Origin of the sequence: Variovorax sp. dw_954, assembly GCF_018449755.1 — a bacterium.
Classification (GTDB): Bacteria; Pseudomonadota; Gammaproteobacteria; order Burkholderiales; family Burkholderiaceae_C; genus Variovorax.
Window position 1 is genome coordinate 210093 of the sequence record NZ_JAAVVD010000003.1, and the last position, 22117, is coordinate 232209.

The 22117-nt window shown below is 65.7% G+C and carries 22 protein-coding genes and 1 riboswitch; of the genes, 1 reads left to right on the top strand and 21 read right to left on the bottom strand.

Going from position 1 to position 22117, the window contains the following annotated elements:
- Positions 1 to 208 precede the first annotated feature (208 nt).
- The 21 genes from HB681_RS37975 to HB681_RS07185 all read right to left on the bottom strand — a co-directional run bounded on the left by HB681_RS37975 (position 209) and on the right by HB681_RS07185 (position 18261).
- Complete coding sequence (locus HB681_RS37975; RefSeq protein WP_256734843.1) at positions 209 to 337, bottom strand: hypothetical protein; 129 nt, start codon at positions 335 to 337, stop codon at positions 209 to 211.
- A 1-nt stretch (position 338) separates the two neighbouring features.
- Positions 339 to 1364, bottom strand: a complete 1026-nt coding sequence (tolA, locus tag HB681_RS07090) for a cell envelope integrity protein TolA (protein ID WP_213954092.1) — start codon at positions 1362 to 1364, stop codon at positions 339 to 341.
- A 3-nt stretch (positions 1365 to 1367) separates the two neighbouring features.
- On the bottom strand, positions 1368 to 1805 hold the full coding sequence (locus HB681_RS07095; protein ID WP_213954093.1) for a biopolymer transporter ExbD: 438 nt from the start codon (positions 1803 to 1805) through the stop codon (positions 1368 to 1370).
- Positions 1806 to 1820: 15 nt separating this feature from the next.
- The gene (tolQ, locus tag HB681_RS07100) at positions 1821 to 2519 is read right to left on the bottom strand and encodes a protein TolQ (RefSeq protein ID WP_213954094.1); all 699 of its coding nucleotides are present in this window, start codon (positions 2517 to 2519) and stop codon (positions 1821 to 1823) included.
- Entirely contained in the window at positions 2516 to 3004 is a 489-nt protein-coding gene (gene ybgC, locus HB681_RS07105) for a tol-pal system-associated acyl-CoA thioesterase (protein ID WP_213954095.1), read from the bottom strand. The genes tolQ and ybgC overlap by 4 nt, the downstream gene beginning before the upstream one ends.
- 34 nt (positions 3005 to 3038) lie before the next feature.
- A complete protein-coding gene (locus tag HB681_RS07110) occupies positions 3039 to 4310 on the bottom strand; it encodes a pyridoxal phosphate-dependent aminotransferase (RefSeq protein ID WP_213954096.1) in 1272 nt (423 codons plus the stop codon).
- Positions 4307 to 4837: a transcription antitermination factor NusB gene (gene nusB, locus HB681_RS07115; RefSeq protein WP_213954097.1), complete on the bottom strand. Its 531-nt coding sequence runs from the start codon at positions 4835 to 4837 to the stop codon at positions 4307 to 4309. The genes HB681_RS07110 and nusB overlap by 4 nt, the downstream gene beginning before the upstream one ends.
- Positions 4834 to 5298, bottom strand: a complete 465-nt coding sequence (gene ribH, locus HB681_RS07120; protein WP_213954098.1) for a 6,7-dimethyl-8-ribityllumazine synthase — start codon at positions 5296 to 5298, stop codon at positions 4834 to 4836. The genes nusB and ribH overlap by 4 nt, the downstream gene beginning before the upstream one ends.
- A 2-nt stretch (positions 5299 to 5300) precedes the next feature.
- Complete coding sequence (ribBA, locus tag HB681_RS07125) at positions 5301 to 6458, bottom strand: bifunctional 3,4-dihydroxy-2-butanone-4-phosphate synthase/GTP cyclohydrolase II (RefSeq protein ID WP_213954099.1); 1158 nt, start codon at positions 6456 to 6458, stop codon at positions 5301 to 5303.
- A complete protein-coding gene (locus HB681_RS07130) occupies positions 6455 to 7108 on the bottom strand; it encodes a riboflavin synthase (RefSeq protein WP_213954100.1) in 654 nt (217 codons plus the stop codon). The genes ribBA and HB681_RS07130 overlap by 4 nt, the downstream gene beginning before the upstream one ends.
- A gap of 129 nt (positions 7109 to 7237) precedes the next feature.
- Positions 7238 to 8338: a bifunctional diaminohydroxyphosphoribosylaminopyrimidine deaminase/5-amino-6-(5-phosphoribosylamino)uracil reductase RibD gene (gene ribD / locus HB681_RS07135; protein WP_256734845.1), complete on the bottom strand. Its 1101-nt coding sequence runs from the start codon at positions 8336 to 8338 to the stop codon at positions 7238 to 7240.
- A gap of 62 nt (positions 8339 to 8400) precedes the next feature.
- A complete protein-coding gene (locus tag HB681_RS07140) occupies positions 8401 to 8853 on the bottom strand; it encodes a type IV pilin protein (RefSeq protein ID WP_345944635.1) in 453 nt (150 codons plus the stop codon).
- Positions 8850 to 12053, bottom strand: a complete 3204-nt coding sequence (locus tag HB681_RS07145; protein WP_213954102.1) for a PilC/PilY family type IV pilus protein — start codon at positions 12051 to 12053, stop codon at positions 8850 to 8852. Before HB681_RS07145 ends, HB681_RS07140 begins: the two co-directional genes overlap by 4 nt.
- Positions 12050 to 12709, bottom strand: a complete 660-nt coding sequence (locus tag HB681_RS07150) for a PilX N-terminal domain-containing pilus assembly protein (protein WP_213954103.1) — start codon at positions 12707 to 12709, stop codon at positions 12050 to 12052. The genes HB681_RS07145 and HB681_RS07150 overlap by 4 nt, the downstream gene beginning before the upstream one ends.
- A gap of 32 nt (positions 12710 to 12741) precedes the next feature.
- Complete coding sequence (locus HB681_RS38695) at positions 12742 to 13404, bottom strand: PilW family protein (protein WP_345944636.1); 663 nt, start codon at positions 13402 to 13404, stop codon at positions 12742 to 12744.
- 142 nt (positions 13405 to 13546) lie between these two features.
- Positions 13547 to 14107 (bottom strand): type IV pilus modification protein PilV, encoded by a 561-nt coding sequence (gene pilV, locus HB681_RS07160; protein WP_213954105.1) that lies wholly within the window; start codon positions 14105 to 14107, stop codon positions 13547 to 13549.
- Positions 14104 to 14679: a GspH/FimT family protein gene (locus HB681_RS07165; protein ID WP_213954106.1), complete on the bottom strand. Its 576-nt coding sequence runs from the start codon at positions 14677 to 14679 to the stop codon at positions 14104 to 14106. Before HB681_RS07165 ends, pilV begins: the two co-directional genes overlap by 4 nt.
- 159 nt (positions 14680 to 14838) lie before the next feature.
- Positions 14839 to 15282, bottom strand: a complete 444-nt coding sequence (gene nrdR, locus HB681_RS07170) for a transcriptional regulator NrdR (protein ID WP_213954107.1) — start codon at positions 15280 to 15282, stop codon at positions 14839 to 14841.
- Between the two features lie 23 nt (positions 15283 to 15305).
- Positions 15306 to 16550: a serine hydroxymethyltransferase gene (gene glyA, locus HB681_RS07175; protein ID WP_213954108.1), complete on the bottom strand. Its 1245-nt coding sequence runs from the start codon at positions 16548 to 16550 to the stop codon at positions 15306 to 15308.
- A gap of 37 nt (positions 16551 to 16587) precedes the next feature.
- Positions 16588 to 16720: riboswitch (ZMP/ZTP riboswitch) on the bottom strand.
- A complete protein-coding gene (locus HB681_RS07180) occupies positions 16697 to 17596 on the bottom strand; it encodes a lytic transglycosylase domain-containing protein (RefSeq protein ID WP_256354349.1) in 900 nt (299 codons plus the stop codon). It overlaps the preceding riboswitch by 24 nt.
- 302 nt (positions 17597 to 17898) lie before the next feature.
- Entirely contained in the window at positions 17899 to 18261 is a 363-nt protein-coding gene (locus HB681_RS07185; RefSeq protein ID WP_213954326.1) for a hypothetical protein, read from the bottom strand.
- Between HB681_RS07185 and HB681_RS07190 the strand changes: the two genes are divergently transcribed.
- Positions 18260 to 22024 carry a DUF748 domain-containing protein gene (locus HB681_RS07190; RefSeq protein ID WP_256734846.1) on the top strand — a complete coding sequence of 1255 codons (3765 nt, stop codon included), beginning with the start codon at positions 18260 to 18262 and terminating at the stop codon, positions 22022 to 22024. The two genes, HB681_RS07185 and HB681_RS07190, sit on opposite strands and share 2 nt — an antisense overlap.
- Positions 22025 to 22117 lie beyond the last annotated feature (93 nt).

Consider the following 22117-nt stretch of genomic DNA (forward strand, 5'->3'; position numbering starts at 1 on the left):
GAAAGGGGCCTGCTGAATGCGGGCTTCCGAACGCAGAGGACGCAAAGATTCCGCGGAAGTCGCAGAAGAAGACAAGAAAAAATCCAAGAATTCTTTGGGTTTTCCTTTTGCGACTTCTGCGAAAGCTCTGCGACTTCTGCGTTCGGCACCCGATCCCGAATTCAGGTCTGCGCTTCGCAGGGTCGAGGTGACTGTGCAGGCCGCACTGTCAAATTGTTCGTTCCAGCGCGGCGATCACTTCATCCCGTCCAGGCACTTCGACCCGCAGCAGCGTGGCAACGAGCCGCGCATCGGCCCTGCCGGGGCGGCTGTCGCCATTGGCAGCGCTGGGATTCATGTCAGTCCCTGGGACGCAAGCCGACCAGCATCGGCGTGATGATCCGGCCATCTGCCGTGCGAGGCAGCTTGTCGGTCTTGCGCAGCCCACCTTCTGCAGCGGTGTCCCAGGCCGAGTTCCCGCTGGACCGTACCAGCCGGACACCGGTGATCGTGCCGTCAGGCGCCAATTTGACCTCGAACTCCGCGCGTGGATTGCCGCTGACCGTGTCGGCGTCCGGATAGGTGATGTTGGGACGAACCGCGTTCGCGATGCGTGCGCCGTACCCGGCGTCACCCCCGCTTCCCGAGCCGCCGGCATTGCCGATCTTGGGCGCCGAATTCTGATCGCCGGACGCCAGCCCCTGCATCCGCTTGAGCGTGGCCGCGCGATCGGCCGCAGCTTGCTTCGCCGCATCAGCCGCTGCCTGCTTGGCCGCTTCGGCTTTCTTCGCTTCAGCCTGTTTTGCTGCGTCCGCCAGCTTGGCCGCTTCCGCCTTCTTCGCTTCCGCTTCGTCGCGCTTGCGCTGCTCGGCAAGCTTCTGCTTCTGTTCGTCCTTCTTGCGCTCGGCTTCGTCGTCCGCGCGCTGTTTGGCTTCGCGGTCCTTCTGGGCCTGCGCCTTCTTTGCGGCGACCTGCTGCTGCCGCAGCCGTTCCTGCTCCTCTGCCTCGGCCGCCTCGCGCTGCTCCTTCAGCTTCTTCTCGCGTTCGAGCGCGATGTCGGGCGCCTTCGGCGTGGGCTCCGGCGGCTTCACCGCTTGCGGCGGCGGTGGAGGGGGTGGCGGTGGTGGTTGCGGGGCCGGGGCCGGGGTGGGCGGCGGCGGTGGCACGGGCACTGGCGGCGGCTCCGGCCGCGGCGCGGCGCGCTGCACGGTCGCAGACCAGAGTTCGGCCTCGACCGCCTCGTCGTCGGCTTCCCGCTTCCAGTGCACGCCCCAGGTGAGGGCGGCGATCAGCAGCGCATGCGCGATCAGCGCGAGCACCACGGCGCGCGGTGTGCCGCGTTGCGGTGGCGGCGCGAATTCGGGGCGGTCAGCGGCCAGTGACATGCGTTATTTGCCGCCTGTCGTGGTCACGGAGAGGCCGACGCGGTCGATACCGCCTCGCTTCAGCTGATTCATCGCCTTGACGACGGTTTCGTACTTGACCGACTTGTCGGCGCTGATGACCACCGGGCGCTGGTCGTCGCCGCCCTGTGCATCCTTCGCGGCCTTGCCGATCTGCGCCATGGGTATCGACGTGCCGCCGGTGCCTTGCGACGAGTCCTTCTTGAACTGCACCTCGTCATCGCTCTTGATGACGATCTCGATCGGCTTGTCGGGCTGCTTGTTGGCCTTGTCGACGCTCGGCAGGTTGATCACGCTCGGCGTGATCAGCGGCGCCGTGACCATGAAGATGATCAGCAGCACCAGCATCACGTCGATGAACGGGACCATGTTGATCTCGTTGATGGTGCGGCGGCCTCGGCCGCGGGAGGACATGGCGGGCATGGCGGGCGTCTCCGTTCAGCGGTTCGTCGCGGCGGCGACGTTGGCCGACAGGTTGCGCTGCAGGATGTTGGAGAACTCCTCGATGTAGGTCTCCAGCGCGATCGCGATCTTGTCGATCTCGCGTGCGAAGCGGTTGTAGGCCACCACCGCCGGGATCGCCGCGAACAGGCCGATGGCCGTGGCCACCAGTGCTTCGGCGATGCCGGGCGCCACGGTGGAGAGTGTCACCTGCGCCAGCGCGGCGAGGCCGGTGAAGGCATGCATGATCCCCCACACCGTGCCGAACAGCCCCACGTACGGCGACACCGAACCCACGGTGGCCAGGAACGAGAGGTTCTGTTCCACCGCATCCAGCTCACGCTGGAAGCTCGCCCGCATCGCGCGGCGCGCGCCGTCGAGCAGCGTGCCTGCGTCGATGATGTTGCGCTCGCGCAGCTTCTGGTACTCGCGCATGCCGCTCGCGAAGATGCGTTCCATCGGGCCGGCCAGCTTGGCGTTCTGCGCAGCGGAGGCGAACAGTTCGTTGAGGCTGGTGCCCGACCAGAACTCGCGCTCGAACTCATCGTTGAGCGCACGCGTGCGCTTGAGCGAAAAGTACTTGCGGAAGATGGCGGCCCAGCTCGCGACCGACACCACGACCAGCAGCAGCACCACCAGCTGCACAGGAATGCTGGCGTGGATCAGCAGGGAAAGTATCGAGAGGTCTTGGTTCATGGCTTGAGCTTAGGTGAGGGCCCCTTGGCCGCTTCGTCGCGCGGGCCCCCCGGCGATTCGTTGTTGAGACATGGAGCCGCCGGCGCGCCGAGGGTTCCCGTCACGCGGGCCGGAATGCGCGCTGGCCGCAAGGTGGTGGCATCGACCCATCCGATGCGGATCGTGCCTTCGCAAAGCAGCTTGCCTTGCTCCGTTTTTGATAGCACGCGCTGGCCGATTATCAATGACGCCGAGCCGATTTGTTGAACATCGGCTGTAACGAGCAGTTCATCGTCGAGGCGGGAGGGGAGGTGGTACTTGATCTGCGTCTCGCTCACGACGAACTGGCAGCCCGTCTCGTCGCGCAACTGCCGCTGTTCGATGCCGAGCGAGCGCAACCATTCGGTGCGCGCGCGCTCCATGAACTTCAGGTAGTTGGCATAGAACACGATGCCGCCGGCGTCGGTGTCTTCCCAGTACACGCGGATCGGGAACTGGAAGCTCATGGGAGCCTCCACGCGCCGCGGTTCGTGTTCGCGCTCATGCAGCCAAAGCCTTCAGTCGCTCGATGGCCTCTTGCAGATGCGCCATCGAACTCGCCGTCGAGAAGCGCACGAATTGCGCCGTCTCGGCCGTGCCGAAGTCGCGGCCCGGCGTGACGGCGACATGCGCGCGTTTCATCGCCTCGAAGGCGAAGTCCCAGCTGCCTTCGATGCCCAGTTTCCGTGCGAGCGAACTGCAATCGGCCCAGGCGTAGAAAGCGCCATCCGGCACCACCGGCACGGTCAGGCCGAGTGCGTTCAACTGCGGTATGAACCAGTCGCGCCGCGCCTTGAATTCGGCGCGCCGGCGTTCGTATTCGGCAATGCTTTCCGGCTCGAAGCAGGCCAGTGCCGCGTACTGCGACACCGTACTGGCGCAGATGAACAGGTTCTGCGCGAGGCGTTCGATCACGGGCACCAGCGCTTCCGGCACGACCAGCCAGCCCAGTCGCCAGCCGGTCATGTTGAAGTACTTGCTGAAGCTGTTGATGCTGATGACGTTGTCGTCGATCGCCAATGCGGTCTGTCCGAAAGCGTCGTGGTCACGTGCCCCCACGCTCGGCACTGGCGTGTCCTCGCTGCCCCCCGGGGGGGCGCCGGCTTGCTCGGGGTGGCCCAGCGCTGCGCCGTACGACAGGCCCAGGTAGATTTCGTCGATCAGCGTGATGCCGCCGCGCCTCGTCACCACTTCGTGGATGCGCCGCAGTTCGTCCGGCGCGATCGACGTACCGGTCGGGTTGGAGGGCGAAGCCAGCAACACGCCGCGTGTCCGGTCGGTCCAGGCCGCCTCAACCTTTTCCGCGCTGAGCTGGAAACGCTCTGCCGCGGTGGTCGGCACCAGTACCGCCTTGCCTTCGGCGGCACTCACGAAATGGCGGTTGCACGGATAGCTCGGGTCGGGCAGCAGCATCTCGTCGCCGGCCTCGATCAACGCCAGGCAGGCCAGTTGCAGCGCGGCTGAAGCGCCGGCCGTCACCACGATGCGGCGCGCCGGCACATCGACGCCGAAGCGCTGCGCATACCAGCCACTGATGCGCTCGCGCAGGGCGTCCAGGCCGACGGCGTGCGTGTAGTGCGTGGCGCCGCTGCGCACGGCCCGCATGGCCGCCTCCTGCACCAGCGGTGGCGCGGTGAAGTCGGGCTCGCCGATGTTGAGGAAGATCATCGGGCGATCGGTGTTGGCCACCTCGCGCGCCAGCTTGCTGGCGGCCTTGGCCACTTCCATCACGTAGAACGGCTCGATGCGCTCCGCCCGCGCCGACACCCTCATCGGACGTTGCCCTTGGCCCGGTCCGCCTCGACTTCCGCCGCGCGCAGCTTCGGCGCCAGCCCGTTGAGCACGGCGTTCACGTACTTGTGCCCGTCGGTACCGCCGAACTCCTTGGCGAGTTCCACGCATTCGTTGAGCACCACGCGCCACGGCACGTCGAGGCAATTCTGGAATTCGTAGACGCCGATCCACAGCACCGCGTGCTCGACCGGCGAGATCTCTTCCATCTTGCGATCGAGCAGCGGCAGGATCAGCGCGTCCATGTCCGACGCCTGCTCGATCGAGCCGTGCAGCAGCGCATCGTAATGCGCTGCGTCGGCCTTGTGAAAGCCCGCGAGGTCGCGCGTGAAGTGGTCGATCTCGGTCGCGTCGTTGCGCCCGACCAGGTGCTGGTACAGCGCCTGCAGCGCAAACTCGCGTGCGCGGCTGCGGTTGGACTTTGCCGAGGCCTTGCGCGCGCCGGTGCTCGTCAGGCCGGGGGCCGACTTTCGCGGCGGCTTGTTCTTGCTGGGGGTTTGTTCGGTCATGACAGTTGTGCCAGCAGCTGCGCCATCTCGACCGCCACGCGCGCCGCGTCGCGGCCCTTGTCGGTCTGTCGGGCCACGGCCTGCGCCAGGTTCTCGGTGGTGATGATCGCGTTGGCGACCGGGATGCGGTAGTCGAGCGCCACGCGGCTCACGCCTGCGCCCGACTCGTTGGCCACCAGTTCGAAGTGATAGGTCTCGCCGCGGATGATGCAGCCCAGCGCGATCAGCGCCTGGTAACCGCCGCGCTCGGCGAAGGCCTGCAGCGCCACGGGCACCTCCAGCGCGCCGGGCACGAAGACGTGGTCGATGTCGTCGTCCGCAACACCCAGCGAAGCCAGCTCGGCCAGGCAGGCCGCCGCGAGTGCGCCGGTGATGTCCTCGTTGAAGCGCGCCTGCACGATGCCGATGCGCAAGCCCTTGCCATCGAGCGCGCCAGCGGCGCCCTTGTTCGCGTTCAGCATGTTCAGCAGTCCTTGTGGGTGTAGCCGACGATCTCGAGGCCATAGCCGGGCGTCATGCTCGGCATGCGACGCGGGTTCGCCATGAGGTTCATCTTGTGCACGCCGCAGTCGCGCAGGATCTGCGCGCCCACGCCGTAGTTGCGCAGGTCCATGCGGCCGCGCTCGGGCGCCTGGGCCGGTCGCGCGGTGCCTTCGAACTGGCTCAGCAACTCGGCCCCCGACTCGCCGCAGTTGAGCAGCACGGCCACGCCTTTGCCTTCTGCCGCGATGTGCGCCAGGCTCGCATCGAGGCTCCATGAATGCAGCGCGCGGTTGACTTCGAGCGCATCGAGCACCGACAGCGGCTCGTGCACGCGCACCGGCACGACATCGTCGGTCGCCCAAGCGCCGCGCACGAGTGCCAGGTGCACGCCGTTGCTTGGCTTGTCCCGGAAAGCGTGCGCCGTGAACGCACCCCAGGCGGTGTTGATCTCGCGGCTGCCGACCTTCTCGATCAGCGTTTCAGTCTGCGCGCGGTGCTCGATCAGCGCGGCGATGGTGCCGATCTTGAGCCCATGCTCGGCGGCGAACACCTGCAGGTCCGGCAGGCGGGCCATGGTGCCGTCCTCGTTCATCACCTCGCAGATCACCGAGGCGGGCGAGCAGCCAGCCATGGCGGAGAGGTCGCAACCCGCCTCCGTATGGCCCGCGCGCATCAACACGCCGCCATCCACCGCCTGCAACGGGAAGATGTGGCCCGGCTGCACCAGGTCGGTTGCCACGGCATTGCGCGCGACGGCCGCCTGCACGGTCCGTGCGCGGTCGGCCGCGGAGATGCCGGTGGTCACGCCCTCGGCCGCCTCGATCGACACGGTGAAAGCGGTCGAGTGCTTGGCGCCGTTGCGCGCCACCATCGGCGGCAGGTTCAGGCGCTCGCACATCTCGCGCGAGAGCGTCAGGCAGATCAATCCGCGCGCGTGGCGGGCCATGAAATTGATGGCTTCCGGCGTGACGTGATCGGCTGCGATGACGATGTCGCCCTCGTTCTCGCGGTCTTCCTCGTCGACAAGGATGACCATCCGGCCAGCGCGGAGGTCGGCCACGATGTCCTCGACGGGGGAAATGGGGGCGGGCGTTCGCCCGTTGACAGGAGCGCCAAGCGGCGTGACGGAGGCGTTCATGGCTTGTTCGTCTGGGTGGGAAGAGGGATGGCGCCAGCCTGGAGCATGCGCTCCACGTAGCGCGCGACGGTGTCGATTTCGAGGTTAACTCGGCTGCCTTCGACCAGCCCTCCCAGCGACGTGTTTTCCACGGTGTGCGGAATCAGGTTGATGCTGATCTCGCTACCCTGCGGGCCGTCGCTGACGCTATTGACCGTGAGGCTCACGCCGTTGACCGTGATCGAGCCCTTGTAGGCCAGGAAGCGCGCGAGCGCAGGAGGCGCGACGATGCGCAACTCCCAACTCTCGCCCACCGGCGCAAAGCGGCTTACCGTGCCAATGCCATCGACGTGGCCGGACACGATGTGGCCGCCCAGGCGATCGCTGGCGCGCAAGGCCTTTTCGAGGTTGATGCGCGCGGAGGCTTCGGTCAGGCCGGCCGTCTTGTCGAGCGACTCGGCGGAAATGTCGATTGTGAACTGCTTGGTGGCGGGGTCCAGGGTGGTGACGGTCATGCACGCGCCGTTCAGCGCAATGCTGTCACCGAGCCCCACGTCGTCGAGATAGCCGTCGGGCGTGGCGATGCTGAGTCGCTTGCCGTGGGAAGAAGAGCTGCCGAGGTCGTGGATGGCGGCGATGCGCCCCACGCCGGTGATGATTCCGGTGAACATTCGCACATTTTCGCAGAGTATTGGCCTGCCTCCGGGCTCCACGCATTTCGTGCGCTTCGCAGAGCCCAAACCAGTGGCCGGCAAAGCCGGTTCCACGATGTTTCTGGCACGGGGCGTGCCCGTTCAGGGCTAGAAGACGTCGCGGCCGGCGACCCGGGCGACGATCCGCAGATCGGGGCCCAGCATCTCGACGGATCGGAACTCAAGCGGCAGTGCGCCGGCCAGCTCGGTCAACGGTCCGTCGGCGTGAACGTGGCTGGCCATCCCCATGCCGCTGCCGATGAACTTCGGCGCCAGGTAGACCAGCAGTTCATCGACCAGACCCTCGCGCATGAGCGAGCCGTTGAGCTTGTGGCCGGCTTCCACATGCAGTTCGTTGATCTCGCGTCGCGCAAGGTCGGCCAGCATCCCGGCCAGGTCGACCTTGCCCTGCGGGTTGGACAGGTGCGTGACCGTGGCGCCGCGTGCCTTGAGCGCTTCTTCCTTCTCGGGGCTCGGGCGCGCGCCGGCATAGATCCACACGGAGCGGCCGGGCATGAAGAGGCGCGCATCGGGCGGTGTCTGCAACTGGCTGTCGATGATCACCAGGTGGGGCTGGCGGCCCGTTTCGACCAGGCGCACGTCGAGCAGAGGGTCGTCCTCCAGCACCGTGCCCACGCCTGTCAGCACCGCGCTCGCCCGTGCCCGCCAGGCGTGCCCGTCAGTGCGTGCCGCAGGGCCGGTGATCCACTGGCTCACGCCGTTGTCGAGGGCGGTCTTGCCGTCGATCGAGGCGGCGACTTTCATCCGCAGCCAGGGCGTCTTGCGCACCATGCGGCTGAAGAAGCCGATGTTGAGTTCGCGCGATTCGGCGGCGCCCAGGCCGACCTGGACCTCGATGCCCGCCGCGCGCAGCCGCGCAAAGCCCTCGCCCGCGACGAGCGGGTTGGGGTCCGCGATCGACGCAACCACCTTCCGGATGCCCGCGGCGATCAGCGCATCGCAGCACGGGCCCGTGCGTCCGTGGTGGGAGCAGGGCTCCAGCGTGACGTAGGCCGTTGCGCCCGCGACCGAATGGCTGCGTGCCGCGGCATCGTGCAACGCCATGATCTCGCCATGCGGACCGCCCACCGTCTGGGTATGGCCTTGGCCGATGACCTCGCCGTTGCTGTTCGTGATGACGCAGCCGACGGCGGGATTGGGTGAGACATTGGCGTGTGCCGCGCTCGCCAGCGCGAGTGCCAATTCCATCGTTTGCGCGGCAGGGGGCATGGATGCGTGATCAGGATGTGAAGTTGAGCAGTACGGGCTTTTCAACGACTCCAGCAGTCCGCCACCAGTTCGGGCGACGCGGTGGGGGAAGACAGGCCACGCTTGCCATCGTGTGTCAACGTGAATTCGCCGCACTTGTCGCCGACCTGGCCGTTCTGCGGAGTCGCCTTCAAAGTGTAGCGGGCGCCATTCGTATCCGTGCCCGCGAGGCTGATGGAATAGCTCTTGGAGGGCACGGCCTCGAGCGCCGACGGAAACTTGGTCGCGGCCTCTTCCGTGGTGAGGTAGGTGCCGCGGGCCGTCGCCACGCGCTCCAGCCAGTGGGCCGCCTGCAGCAACCCGGCGCGCGCCTCGGCGCGGTGGCCGCGGCGGATGTACTCCCGGTAGCTCGGCAGCGCGATGGCGCTGAGGATCCCGATCACCGCGAGCACGATCATGGCCTCGATCAGCGTGAAGCCGCGTAGGCGCGGGCGAGCCTTCGTCTGCACCTTCACCGCAACTGCCTCCAGCTCGGCCGCAGGCTGATCTTGCCCAGGCGATCCCGGTCGTCGCAGGTTTGGCCCGAGGGGCAGACGCTGATGAGCTTCTTGTCCGTCTTGAGTGCGTATCGCAGCGACGATTCAATGCGCGAGGCGTTCATCGGGGCATCCGCCGTGGCGGTGCTTGCGGTGTAGCCGTAGAGCTGCGAGCGCGGGGCGCCGCCGGTGATGGCGTTCAGGGTGGTGAGGTAGCTGCGTCCGTTCACCATGGTTGGACCGCAGGTCTCTTCGGTCGTGTTGCCATCCACTCCGGGGATGGCGCTCGGCACGTCCACCAGCAAGCCGTCGAACCAATCGAGGTTCTGCGCCACGCGCTCGCCCACGGGCAGGTCGAGGTACCACCCCCTGTGCGAAGTGAAATCCACCTCGTTGCTGCTGAGGCGCCAAAGCCGGCTGCCGGTGGCGTTGGACGTGCCGGCCTCTGCGCCGATGGTCTGTGCGACCAGCGAAAGGCGGCCGTTGGACACGGCTTCGTCTTCCGACAACACCACTGCGTTCTCTGAACTGCGCGTGATCACGGTGTTGTCGCGGATGCCGTAGATGCTCTGAGGTGCGGTGTCGCCCCGATCCTCGTTGGTGAGATTGCGCCCGGTGCCGAACACCAGCATGAGGCCACCGTCCGGATGGGGCAGCCACACCGGGGCGTTGGTGATGGGCTGGGCCTTGCCGGTCGCATCATGGGCGGTGTACAGCGGCGCGTTGTCGAAGGAAAGCTTCCATTGGCCTGCGGTATTTCCCGTCAGGTCGAACTTCCAGAGTTGGCCCTTCAGGTCGCCGGCATAGGCGATGTCCGGCTTGCCGTCGCCATTGAGGTCGACGAGGCGGGGTGCGCCCAGGCCGTTGCCGCCCGCGTGGCCTGCGTTGATCTTGACCAGCGCTTTGTCGCCGTCGAGGTACTGGATCAACAACACCGCTTTTTCGTTCGGGCTGTTGTAACCATTGCCGGTCACCAGCGCCCAGCGGCCGTCGTTGAGCTGGGTGATCTGCTGTGTCACGTTGGGGTTGGCCTGTTCGATGGCCGGTCGGCTGAAGATGCTTCCGATGTCCGGGTCGGCATCGGCGCCGGTCTTGTCCAGTACCACCAGGCTGCCCGGCGATGCGGATGCGAAGGCGGCCGGATCGGTTGCATCCAGCACGAAGTAGCCATGGCCTCCGGCGCCGAGGAAGCCCGCAAGGTACGTCTTCCAGGCGCCGTCGACCGGCTTGATGTCACCCGAAAGCGGCGAGCCATCGACGAAGTACTGGTGCTCGTAGGCAGGCGAGCTCAGTTGCGACAACTTGCCGTACAAGCCCTGCGGCACATAGGCGATCTTCTCGGCGCCGTCGGCGGTGTCGAAGCCATGGAGCATGCCGTCGTTGGCGCCGACGTACAGCATGGAGGGCCGCGCTGCTCGGGCGTTGCGGAATCTGGCGTAGGTGGCGTCGTTGTAGGTTCCCGCGGGCTTGCCTGGCACCACCCACGGCGCCGAATTGACGATATCGCCGTGACGCGATTTGCGGTTGCGGAAAGTCCCGCCATTGGAGAGTTCCTGGGTGCGGTCGCCGCGCAGGTAGGCAAGCCGGCCCTGCCCCTTCCCGTCGACGCCTGCGCCGCCCGTGTCGAGCGCGGCCTTTTGCGCTTCGGAGAGGCTGTCCCAGGTCCACGAGATGCCTTCGGTGCCGTTGTGGGACAGCACAAGCCGGCTGGCGGGGACGTAGGAACTGGCGTCCAGAAGGGTGGCGGTCGAAACCGGCTTTGCGAGCGTATTGCCCGCGGCGGCAACCGCCGTGCCCCAGGCGCCGCCCGCCGACACCACGGCGGTCCCCGCGGCCACGTTGTAGGCGGTGACGGCGCCATGCCATCCGTCCGCTGAATACCCGGCCTCGAACGACATCGACGCGCCCCGTGCCGATCCGGAACTGCCGGTCACCGAGCTGAGCGCGCTGCCCGTCTCCGCGGCGATCGTGTTCAGGACGTCCTTGAAAGCCACGGCCAACGATGCAGCGGTGGGGGCCGGAATGAACTTGCCGCGTGAGTTGAGGGCGGAGTGCCACAACTCGGGCATCCGCTTCGTGTCATCGATGGCGGAGGCGAAGTTCAACGGGTTGGGCCAGGACGTCGTACCAAGCATCAGGCGGTTGTAGTCCTCACCGCTCCAGGTGCTGTCGCCCAACACCGGTCCCACGCTCGCGTCCCACTTGGCGGCGCCGTTGAAGCCCACGGTGTACAGCGTCAGGTGCTGCCAGTTGGCGGGATCGTTGCGGGGATTCCAGAATTCCGTGAGGGTGCGCGTCTTCGTGCCCTCCGCGTCCGTGAAGGTCTCGCTGCCTTCGCGTGCGATGCGTCGGGGCACGTTGTTGGGCAAGTCCGGCTGCAGATCGGTCGCCCAGTAGTAGAAGGCCAGGTCCGAGAAGGTCGGCAGCACGCCGGAGCTGTAGCCGTCGCCGTATAGGCCGGCGCCGAAATCGTCGCGGTAGATCTGCGTTTGTTCATTCGTCGTGGCGTATGGCGTCGTCCCGTCGCCGAGCGTGCGCGAGGTGCCGTCTGCATTTGGAATCAACGCCGCGGCCTGCGGGTTGCCCGCATCCCATCGGACCGGGTCATCCCGATTTCCGAAAGGCGTGTTCCATCCCCCGTCGGTCATGAACAGGTTGTAAGCCTTGCGGCAGCCCAGCATCGGCTCCTGAACGCGCCCCGGCACGCTGGCCCAGGGGCTGTTGATGCCGGGTGGCATGCGCAGGTATTGGCCGGCGTTGAACAGCATGCGATGGGACGTCGTGTCACCCACTGCTGCGAGCGTGCGGACCCAAGTCTTGAAATTGTTGCGGTGCGCGGCGTCCAGCACCCGCATTTCATTCTGGCCATCGCAGTCGCCACCGCTCGGAATCGTGTAGCAGTGCGCCATCGATTGCCAGGCCAGGCGAATGGCGCCATCCGGCACGTTCGCTTGCGAGAAGGTGTCGAGCAATGCTTCGCGCAAGGTCTGCATGCCTTCATCCCCCATGCTGCCCGAATCGTCCACCGACACGATGACGTTCGGTGCCGGCTTCCTGTAGCTCGTGCCGGCGGGTGCGGTGCTGAACTGCAGCGGAGCCGCGGCCGCATGCGACGACAGCATCGCGAGCGCCAGCAGCAGCGCGCAAGCGGTGGACTTGGGGAGTTGTGACCTCTTCATGAATCCATCCGCTTCCGCACGAACACCGTCTGCACGACGGCCAGACTGTTGGGCTTGAGCCCTTTCGCGATCGCCGTGATACGAAAGACGTAGGGGCTGCCGGCGTCGGGCGCATACCGTTGTGCCGGACCGGCCGCGGTGGCCGCGCCGACGTCGTAGGGCAGCACCTCGACCCAGTACCAGGCCCGCGCCTCCTGGCCAGCGCCCGTCATCAGGAGCGGGTTGCTGGCGGCCGTGGCCTTGGCTCCCGTGTGGGCGCCGTAGGTGGCTGCGACTTTCTTCATGGCCTCCAGATCACCTTGCGAATTCAGGAACTTGCCGTCGTTGGCAAGGCAGATGCCGCGTACGCAAAGGAGCGGCGCCTTGCGCAGGGAATCCGAAAGATTCTGGAAGTCGGCTTCGTCGGCCGGGAAGAAGATCCCGCCGGACAGTTCACGGCAGCCGACGTACGCGGCGCCGCGCCTGCATTCGGTCCTGCCGTCCGAGAGGGTGCCCATGATGTCGAATTCGGCATCGCGCACCATGGCCTGCGCGGCCTCGAACGCGCGCTGGTAATCGCTGTCGTTGCCGGTGATCATTTCGCTGAAGAGGGCGGTGCGCGAGGCCCAGATCACCAGCAGGCTCGAAAGCATCACCATGACCAGCACGATGAACATGGATACGCCGCGCTGGCGCAGGCCCGGCCTTGTCACGAGGCTCCCTGGGTGCGCAGGTCGAACACGTTGCGAAACAGCATGTGGACCACGCCTTTGTGCGGCACGGCTTCGCCTTGGCAATTGACGTAGTTCCTGGACGGTTGGTCGCCGGTGTTTTCCGAACCCTTCAGGTCGAGGCAGATTTCGACCGAACTCACCATGCCCCAGAGCTTGGCGGCCTCTACTTCGTTGGCGTCCATGCGCCGGATCGTGGTCGGCGAGGCCTTCACGCGGTACCAGACCTGGAAGTCCGCGACGTTGGCGACCATGGGCTGGGTGGCGTCCTGCACACCCTTGCACATCAACGCACCTTCCTTCACCGAGAAGGTGCTATCCAAGCGCAAACCCGCCATCTCCTTCGGCACCCTGTTGGCGAGGCAGTCGCGTGGCCGCTTGTCGTCTGCGGCCTCCGTATCGGCTTCAGCGCCTGCTAGGACAGGCTGGTTGCTGAAAGAGACGGTGTCCGGAGCACCCTTGGTGCCCTCCGTGCCCTGTACCGCGGCGCCATCGAAGCCGGTGAAGCTGGTATTGAAGGACACCATGCCCGGCGCGGAAGATTTCGCCAGGTCGAGGGAACCAGCCTGCCGCGCCTGCATGCCGAACACCCTCAATGCGTACGACCCCTGTTGCTGCAGGTGCGCGACGTCCGTGACCACGGCCGCGCTATTCCGTGAGAGCAACATCGAGGCAATGGCTGCACCAATCACGAGTAGACCGATGACAAGCGCGGCCAGCAATTCGACGAGCGTCGCGCCGCGTTGCGCCCGGCGTACAGCTGGCCTTGGGCTCGTGGATGGACTACGGTTGGACATACACGACGTGGCAGATCAAGCCGGCAGGGCAATCAGGGATGCCCGCGCTGGTTGGGGTGGGCTGGGCCAGCGGCGCGAGATAGCCCTTGTCATTCGAGCGTTCGTTGGAGCGCCAGCCGACCATCACGCCCAATTGCCGCTTGTTGTTGGCGTCCTCGTCCGACGACAGGAAGACCGTGGCCTTGCCCAACGGCAGTCGCTGTGAGACTTCTGTTTTCCATTCCCAGAGGTCGCGGGCGGCCAGTTGCGTGGTGGTGCAGGCCTTGGCCCTGCAATCCTCTTCAGGCGCATCGCCGATGTTCCAGTCGGCCACGTAAGCGCTCAATTGCGCGAAGGCGTCGGGATTGGACTTGATGCGTTCGCCGAGGTCTTCGATCGCCCGCACCGCTTGTGCGCGTCGCGCGGAAGTCTGTGTTTCCGCCAGCGTGCGCACCTGCACCCACAGAATCGCGAGCACGCCCACTGCCAGGATCATGATCGAGACCAGGGACTCCAGCAAGGTCACCCCGCGCTCGCAGTGGCGCCGAAGAACAGGGCGGGCGATCATCCAGGACACTCCTCGACGCCCGGCACGACTCGCAGCCTGCCGCCCGAGCTCAGGCACAGCGCTGTCTTGTTCGCAACGTTGTCATCGTCGGCAGGACTGAAGACGACGCCGACCATGCCGGCGCCGGCTTCGCCCCACTGATTCAATCGCATGAGCGATGCGTTCGTCGTTCGCCGGACATCGACTCCGCGGGGAGCGGGCGATTGCTGCAAGACCTCATCGCCCTTGTCGGCGGATCCGTTGCCGTTGAGGTCCGCAAACACCAGCCACCCACAACTCCAGTTCTGGGACCCCGGCGCCGAGCAACCCGCCTGTGTCGCCTTGCGGAGCACGACCCCGCCGCCGCGCCGGATCGCTTCCGATCGCGCGAAGTAGATGGTTGCAGTGAAGTCCTCGACGGCGGTTCGAACGCGGTAGCGGGACACGACGGCGTTGAAACTGGGCAACGCTAGCGTGGCCAGGATGGCCACGACCGCAACGACCACCAGCAATTCGATCGCAGTGAAGCCCGACACGCGGCGCGCTTCACGGGCAAACAATGCGATCTGCTGAGTAAGGGGTTGCGAATTCACGCCCGCATGCTAGGGGCGTAAATGTAATAAAAAAGTGAACAAAACCAGACGGCAGTCTGTCTCCGACGAACGGAGCCAATCCGGCGAATTGAGACAATTAACGATCTTTGTGCTGAAGAAGTCACAAAGATGACGCGTGATTGCGTCGAAATCGGTTGCCTAGATATCCCGCAGCAACTGCCGAAATTCGTCCACATCCTCGAAGCTCCGGTAGACCGACGCAAAGCGCACGTAGGCCACCTTGTCGAGCTTCTTGAGTTCGCGCATCACCAGTTCGCCGACCTTGTTGGACTCGATTTCGCGCAGGCCGAGCGCCAGCAACTCCTGCTCGATGCGCAGCAACGCGCCGTCGATCTGCTCGATGGTCACGGGTCGCTTGCGCAGCGCCAGCATCATCGATGCGCGGACCTTTGATGCTTCGAAGTCTGCCCGGCCGCCATCCTTCTTGACGACCACCGGAAAGTTGACGTCCGGCCGCTCGTAGGTGGTGAAACGCTTCTCGCAGGACCCGCACTGTCGGCGGCGGCGCACGAAGTCGCCGTCCTCCGAGACGCGGGTCTCCACGACCTGCGTCTCAAGGTGGCCGCAGAACGGGCATTTCATGCTGCGGCCACCTGCGGTCCTGCTCAGCGATAAACCGGGAAGCGCGTCGTCAGCGCCTCGACCTTGGTGCGCACGGTCGCCAGGTTCGCCTCGTCGCGCGGGTTGTCCAGCACGTCGGCAATCAGGTGCGCCGTCGCACGGGCTTCCTCGTCCTTGAAGCCGCGCGTCGTCATGGCCGGCGTGCCGATGCGCACGCCGCTGGTGACCATCGGCTTTTCCGGATCGTTTGGGATCGCGTTCTTGTTGATGGTCATGTGCGCGCTGCCGAGCACCGCCTCGGCTTCCTTGCCGGTGATGCCCTTGGGCCGCAGGTCGACCAACATCAGGTGGCTCTGGGTGAGCCCGCTCACGATGCGCAGTCCGCGTTGGGTGAGCGTCTCCGCGACGATCTGCGCATTCTTGATGACCTGCTGTTGATAGGTCTTGAACTCGGGCGTCAGCGCTTCCTTGAAGGCGACCGCCTTGGCGGCGATGACGTGCATCAGCGGGCCACCCTGCAGGCCGGGGAAGATCGCGCTGTTGATCGCCTTCTCGTGCTGCGACTTCATAAGGATGATGCCGCCGCGCGGGCCGCGCAGGCTCTTGTGGGTGGTGGAGGTGACCACGTCCGCGTGCGGCACCGGGTTGGGGTAGCAGCCCGCGACCACCAGGCCGGCATAGTGGGCGATGTCGACCATGAAGATCGCGCCCACGTCCTTCGCGACCTTGGCAAAGCGCTCGAAATCGATGTGCAGCGAATAGGCCGAGGCGCCGGCGATGATCAGCTTGGGCATGTGCTCATGCGCCTTGCGCTCCATCGCGTCGTAGTCGATGGCTTCGTTCTTGTCGAGGCCGTAGCTCACCACGTTGAACCACTTGCCGCTCATGTTGAGAGGCATTCCGTGGGTGAGGTGGCCGCCTTCGGCCAGGCTCATGCCCATGATGGTGTCGCCGGGCTTGAGGAACGCCAGCATCACGGCTTCGTTGGCCGAGGCGCCGCAGTGCGGTTGCACGTTGGCCGCGTCCGCGCCGAACAACTGCTTGACGCGGTTGATGGCCAGTTGCTCGGCCACGTCGACGTGCTCGCAGCCACCGTAGTAACGCTTCCCGGGGTAGCCCTCGGCGTACTTGTTGGTGAGCTGCGAACCCTGCGCCGCCATGACGGCGGGCGACGCGTAGTTTTCACTCGCGATGAGTTCGATGTGCTGTTCCTGGCGTGCGTTTTCGGCCTGGATGGCAGCCCACACTTCGGGGTCGGTCTGTTCGACCAGATTGTTGCGTTGGTACATGGCAGTCCTGAAGACAAATTTCCTTGTTCATGCAAACAAGGGCTGCCCAGGCGAACGGCGGAACACCCGGCAAACCGGGCGGTACGCTCCCAAGTGGTATTCCACGTCAGCGCATGCACCCGGAGCAAGTTGCCCCAGGGTTGCGCCTATCGCCAGTCGCGTACCGCGCCAGTGTAGCCGAGAGGCTCCTGACGCAGAGGATCAGCGTCTTTCCAGGAGTCGCTCTCCAGCAATGCGACCTTTTGTCCGCCCGTCGATTCGGCGGACTTGTTCCGCTCGGCCACAGGCAGGCCAGCGGTGCGGTTCGAAGTCGTGGAGGGCGCCTTGCCCTGGGCAACCAGGCGCAGCCGCTCGTGCTCGGCCATCACTTTGCCGGCATAGCCGCCGTCGTCTTCCATCTTGGCGGCGCCGACGTAGTAGCGCAAGCCGCCCTCGACGGATCCGGCGCGCGAAATGCATTCCTGCAGCACCTTGACGCCGACGCGCATGTTGGTGACCGGGTCGAAGGCCGTCAGCGTGCCGCCGGCGCTTTCGTATTTCTCGCCATGGACGCGCGTCATCACCTGCATCAGGCCCTGGGCACCCACGCTGCTCTGGGCGAACGGATTGAAGCTGGATTCGACGGCCATGATGGCCAGGATCAGGGTCGGGTCGAGCTTGGTGCGCTTGCCGATGTCATAGGCCTCCGCGACCAGCACGCTCAGGGGTTCCGCTGCAACACGGTACTTCTTGCTGAGCCAATAGGCCACCGCGGCCTGCTGCTTGGGCAGGTCGCCGGGGCTCGCTGCCGTGGTGCGTTCGATCGCGTTCGGTTGCAGATCGGTTGCGCTTGGCTCCGGCGCAGGCTTGCGCGACTGGAGCCAGCCCATCAACTGGGCTTCCCCGGACTCGCGCAAGTCGGGCCGGGCCACGAGTGCCAACGCGGCAAACACGATAGCCAGACCGATCAACGCAAAGCCGTTGTGGGTGAGTTCAAAGAAACCATCTGCCACATCGGACCCGAAGGTCCGTAGCCCGCGGGCTGTGGAGGCCAAGGCCTGTTTCATCGCTTTTCCTTTCGTCGTCGGCACCGGAAAACGCAGGCAACGCATAAAGCGAGCCGGGTCGACGGTGACGTCGCTGGGGTGGGTATCAGGTTCCGCGCGAAGTGGTCTGGGGAGCGCGGCCGCCTGATAGGGCCGGTGGCAATAGTGCACGCGGCGGCGGAGTACAAAAGACTACATGCTGCAAGCGGGCAGCAAGGTTGGACGAATTCTAGGGATCGCCTAATACCTGGTCAAGAATAACGTCTAGGGGTCTTATTCTAAAAATGACCTGAGAAAAGTCTGGATCAGTAGAGGGAAACGGCTCACTGCAAGTGATTGCAACACCGATTTGAAAAGACCATTCCACCGCTTAAAGTGAAGATGCCTGAACCGTCAGGCGTCACGCCAAAGGCCGAGAACAGAGGGATTTCTCCCGGTTCGACGTTGGAAGCACCCCCCGGTGGCAATCTCTTGCTGCCAGCGAGGCCGGAACCATTCAACTTCCGGTCAAGCGAAAAGATGGCATGGGTTTTGAACTCGCCATCGAGCCCGGTGACGAGACTCCGCGTCAAATCACCGGGCTTTCTTGTTTCTGCGAACCCGTGTTGCCTTGCGGCACACTTCCCGATGATGAAAGCTGCTGCCCTGATACAAAGCAAATGGGTGCGACGGGTGATCGTCGCCATGCTCACTGTTCTTGTGATCTGGCTGGTGGCCTGGCTGGTGGTGCCGCCGCTGCTCAAGAGTCAGATTCAATCCCTGGCAAGCGCCAAGCTGGGGCGCCAGGTCACCGTGGGCAAGATCGATTTCAAGCCGTGGACGCTGGAACTCACGCTGAACGATCTGCGCATCGCCACGGCCGACGGCAAGGGCGCCCAGCTTCAAATCGCCCGGATCTACGTCGATGCCGAGATGGAGTCGATCGTGCGCCTGGCGCCGGTGATCGACGCGGTGACCATCGATCAGCCGACCATCGCACTGACCCATCTGGGCGACGGGCACTACGACATCGACGACATCCTTGCCAAGCTCGCGACGCCGCCCGACAAGCCGCCCGGCGACCCGACGCGCTTTGCCATCTACAACATCGCGGTGAATGGGGGCTCGGTCGATTTCGACGACCAGGCCGTCCAACGCAAGCACACCTTGCGCGACCTCGTGTTGAACGTGCCGTTCATCAGCAACCTGGCCTCCCTGCGCGAGGCCAAGGTCGAGCCCAAGCTCGCCTTCACCTTCAACGGCAGCAAGTTCGACTCGACCGCGGCGACCACGCCCTTCGCCGAGAGCCGCAAGACCGATGCGCAGATCCAGTTCAAGGGGCTCGACTTGGTGCCTTACCTTGGTTATGTGCCAAGCGGGATGCCCGTGCAATTGAAGGCAGGCTCGCTCGACGCCGACATCAAGATCGATTTCGAGCGCGCCGCCACTGCCGGGCTGAAGATTTCCGGCACGGTCGCGACGCATGGCATTCGCATGGCAGATGGCGAAGGACGCGAGTTGCTCGCCTTCGACAGCCTGACGGTCGGCCTCGCCGACATTCGGCCACTGGAGCGGCTGATCCACCTCGGTGAAATCGGCCTCGTTGCGCCCAACTTGGCGGTGGCGCGCGATGCGGCCGGCAAGCTGAACCTGTTGCCGAAGAACCCGGCAACAGGCGCCGCGGAGAAGCCGGAGCCCAAATCGGATGCTGAGGAGGCCGCCACCGCGCCCAAGGCCCCGGCGCCTGCGCCCTGGAAAATCGAGGTCGACAAGTTCGCCCTCAGCGACGGCAACATCGGCTGGCATGACGAAACCGTCAAGCCGGCCGCCGTGGTCGAGATGACCGGGCTCGGCGTCCACGCCACCGGGATCCAGTGGCCCATGGAAAAGCCGGCCAACTTCAGCGGCGGCGTGGCCATTGGCGGGGCGGGGCTCAAATTCGAGGGGCAGGGCACCGACAAGGCGGCCGCGGTCAAGGCACAGGTCGAGGCCTTGCCGCTGTCGCTGGCGGCGCCGTACCTGGCGCAAAGCCTGGAACCCACGCTCGACGGCAAGCTCGGCGGCGAAGTCGAGATCGACTGGGCCCAGCCCGACCTCAAGTTCAAGGCAACCAAGGTCTCGATCGATGGCCTGGCGCTGTCGCAGGGCAAGACGGCACTGGCCAGCGTCGGTCGATTCGAATTGACCGACGCCGTGGCGGACATGACGCAGCACACGCTGGCCATCGGCACCTTCAGCGCCAACCAGCCCAAGGTCCGGGTCGAGCGCGACAAGGAGAAGCACTGGATGTTCGAGCGCTGGCTCAAGGCGCCGTCCGGCAACGGGCAGTCCGAAGGCGAGCCGGCCAAGGTTGCCGCACCCAAGCCGCCCGATGCCGGATCAGCGAAGGCGAACGCGAACACCAAGCCCTGGGGCCTGACCATCGGCAATCTGCTGGTCGATGGCGGCGCGGTGTCCTATGCCGACGATGCCGCCAGCACGCCCGTGGCCGTGGAGATCACCGCGCTCAAGGTCAACGCGCAGAAGCTGGCGCCCAATACCGCCACGGCGTCTCCGCTGGAAGTGTCCGGCCGTATCGGCGCCGGGCGCTCGGACCCGGGCAAGTTCCTCTACAAGGGCCAGGTGGTGTTGAAGCCGGTGTCGGCGGAAGGCCGTCTGGAATTCGGCAATTTCCCTGTGCATGCGTTCAAGGCCTATTACTCCGAGGCGCTCAATGTGGACGTGCGACGGGCGTTCGCCAGCTACCGGGGCACGGTGAGCTATGCCCAGATGCCCACCGGGATGAGCGCGAAACTGGCGGGCGACCTGGCGGTGGACGACTTGCGCATCAACAGCGTCCAGTTGACCCAGTCTCCCGGGTTCGACCGATCGAACAACCAGTTGCTCGGCTGGAAGACACTGGGCCTGCGCGGCCTGCAGGTGACGCTGGCCCCCAGCGCGCCGCCCAGGGTCGATGTCCGCGAAACCTCGCTGACCGACTTCTTCGCGCGTGTGATCGTCGACCCCAGCGGCCGGCTCAACTTGCAGGACCTGACGAAGAAGGGCGAGCAGGAGGGGATTGCCAAGGCCGCCGCCGCGCCGCAGCCGCCGACGACCACCACCCAGCGCAAGTTCGGCGGCGCGCGGATCACGTCCAAGCCGGCGCCGGGGCGCACGACGGGCGAGCCGCCGCCGGCCGAGTTGATGGTCGGCGGAGGTGCGCCAGCGCCGACGCCGGCGGCTCCCGCACCGGTGGCCGCGGCGCAGCCGGAAGACACCGGCATGAAGCCGATCGTCAATTTCGGCCCGATGAGCCTGGTCAACGGCAAGATCGACTTCACCGACCTGTTCGTCAAGCCCAACTATTCGGCGGACCTGAGCGAACTCACCGGCAAGCTCAGCGCGTTCTCATCCAATCCGCCGAAGGGCAGCACCGGGTCGCCCGAACTGGCCGACCTGGAATTGCGGGGCAAGGCCCAGCAGACCGCTTCGCTGGAGATCACCGGCAAGCTGAACCCGCTGGCCAAGCCGCTGGAGCTCGACATTACCGCCAAGATGCGCGAGCTGGACCTGGCGCCGCTGTCGCCGTACTCGGCCAAGTACGCAGGCCATGGCATCGAGCGCGGCAAGATGAGCATGGAGGTCAACTACAAGGTGGCGCCGGACGGCCAGCTGACCGCGACCAACAAGCTGGTGCTGAACCAGCTCCAGTTCGGCGAGGAAGTCCCCGGCGCAACGCGCACCCTGCCCGTGCGCCTCGCCGTGGCCTTGCTGGCCGATCGCAATGGCGTGATCGACGTGGACCTGCCGCTGCGCGGTTCCCTCAACGACCCGCAATTCAGCATCGGCCCGCTGATCTGGAAGGCCATCGTCAACCTGATCGTTAAGGCCGCGACGGCGCCGTTCGCTCTTCTCACCGGCGGCGGCGGAGGCGGCGGCGATGCCAGCGCCATCGCGTTCGATCCCGGCAGCGCGACCTTGAATGCAGCAGCGAAAGAGAACCTCGACAAGATCGGCAAGGCCATGGTCGACAAGCCGAGCCTGCGCCTCACGGTGAGCGGCTCGGCCAGCCTTGAACAGGAGCGCATCCCCTATCAGAAGCAGCGCCTGCGGCAGTTGACGCAGGCCGAGAAGCGCCGCGTCGCGGTGCGGGCGGGCAAGGACGCCGCCGAGGTGGAGCCGGTTACCGATGCGGAGTACCCCGAGTTGCTCGCGGCCATCTACAAGCGGGCCGACATCACCAAGCCGCGCAACATGGTCGGCCTGGCCAAGGACCTTCCTGTCTCCGAGATGGAAAACCTGATGATCACCAACATCCCGGTGGACGAGGAAGTGATTCGCCAACTCGCCGTGGAGCGCGGCGGGGAGGTGCGCGACTACCTGCTCGCGCAGAATGTGCCGACAGAGCGACTTTTCCTCGGCGCGGTGCACGTACAGGCCGGCGCCGGCGAGTCCAGGCCGGGCGCCGAACTCAAACTCGACATGCGATAGCAGGCGCGTAAACAGTTGCTCGCAGACACGCTCCCCCGGGTCTGTGAAAATGCGGGGTTCGCCGGAATTCGGGCGCCCCTTGCCGGGTGCGTT

Bases quoted from the DNA above. Each gene is read 5' to 3' on its own strand.
- HB681_RS37975 (WP_256734843.1), bottom strand. From the start codon at position 337: ATGAATCCCAGCGCTGCCAATGGCGACAGCCGCCCCGGCAGGGCCGAT.
- tolA (WP_213954092.1), bottom strand. From the start codon at position 1,364: ATGTCACTGGCCGCTGACCGCCCCGAATTCGCGCCGCCACCGCAACGC.
- HB681_RS07095 (WP_213954093.1), bottom strand. From the start codon at position 1,805: ATGCCCGCCATGTCCTCCCGCGGCCGAGGCCGCCGCACCATCAACGAG.
- tolQ (WP_213954094.1), bottom strand. From the start codon at position 2,519: ATGAACCAAGACCTCTCGATACTTTCCCTGCTGATCCACGCCAGCATT.
- ybgC (WP_213954095.1), bottom strand. From the start codon at position 3,004: ATGAGCTTCCAGTTCCCGATCCGCGTGTACTGGGAAGACACCGACGCC.
- HB681_RS07110 (WP_213954096.1), bottom strand. From the start codon at position 4,310: ATGAGGGTGTCGGCGCGGGCGGAGCGCATCGAGCCGTTCTACGTGATG.
- nusB (WP_213954097.1), bottom strand. From the start codon at position 4,837: ATGACCGAACAAACCCCCAGCAAGAACAAGCCGCCGCGAAAGTCGGCC.
- ribH (WP_213954098.1), bottom strand. From the start codon at position 5,298: ATGCTGAACGCGAACAAGGGCGCCGCTGGCGCGCTCGATGGCAAGGGC.
- ribBA (WP_213954099.1), bottom strand. From the start codon at position 6,458: ATGAACGCCTCCGTCACGCCGCTTGGCGCTCCTGTCAACGGGCGAACG.
- HB681_RS07130 (WP_213954100.1), bottom strand. From the start codon at position 7,108: ATGTTCACCGGAATCATCACCGGCGTGGGGCGCATCGCCGCCATCCAC.
- ribD (WP_256734845.1), bottom strand. From the start codon at position 8,338: ATGGAATTGGCACTCGCGCTGGCGAGCGCGGCACACGCCAATGTCTCA.
- HB681_RS07145 (WP_213954102.1), bottom strand. From the start codon at position 12,053: ATGAAGAGGTCACAACTCCCCAAGTCCACCGCTTGCGCGCTGCTGCTG.
- HB681_RS07150 (WP_213954103.1), bottom strand. From the start codon at position 12,709: ATGTTCATCGTGCTGGTCATGGTGATGCTTTCGAGCCTGCTGGTGATC.
- pilV (WP_213954105.1), bottom strand. From the start codon at position 14,107: ATGATCGCCCGCCCTGTTCTTCGGCGCCACTGCGAGCGCGGGGTGACC.
- nrdR (WP_213954107.1), bottom strand. From the start codon at position 15,282: ATGAAATGCCCGTTCTGCGGCCACCTTGAGACGCAGGTCGTGGAGACC.
- glyA (WP_213954108.1), bottom strand. From the start codon at position 16,550: ATGTACCAACGCAACAATCTGGTCGAACAGACCGACCCCGAAGTGTGG.
- HB681_RS07180 (WP_256354349.1), bottom strand. From the start codon at position 17,596: ATGAAACAGGCCTTGGCCTCCACAGCCCGCGGGCTACGGACCTTCGGG.
- HB681_RS07190 (WP_256734846.1), top strand. From the start codon at position 18,260: ATGCTCACTGTTCTTGTGATCTGGCTGGTGGCCTGGCTGGTGGTGCCG.
- HB681_RS07185 (WP_213954326.1), bottom strand. From the start codon at position 18,261: ATGGCGACGATCACCCGTCGCACCCATTTGCTTTGTATCAGGGCAGCA.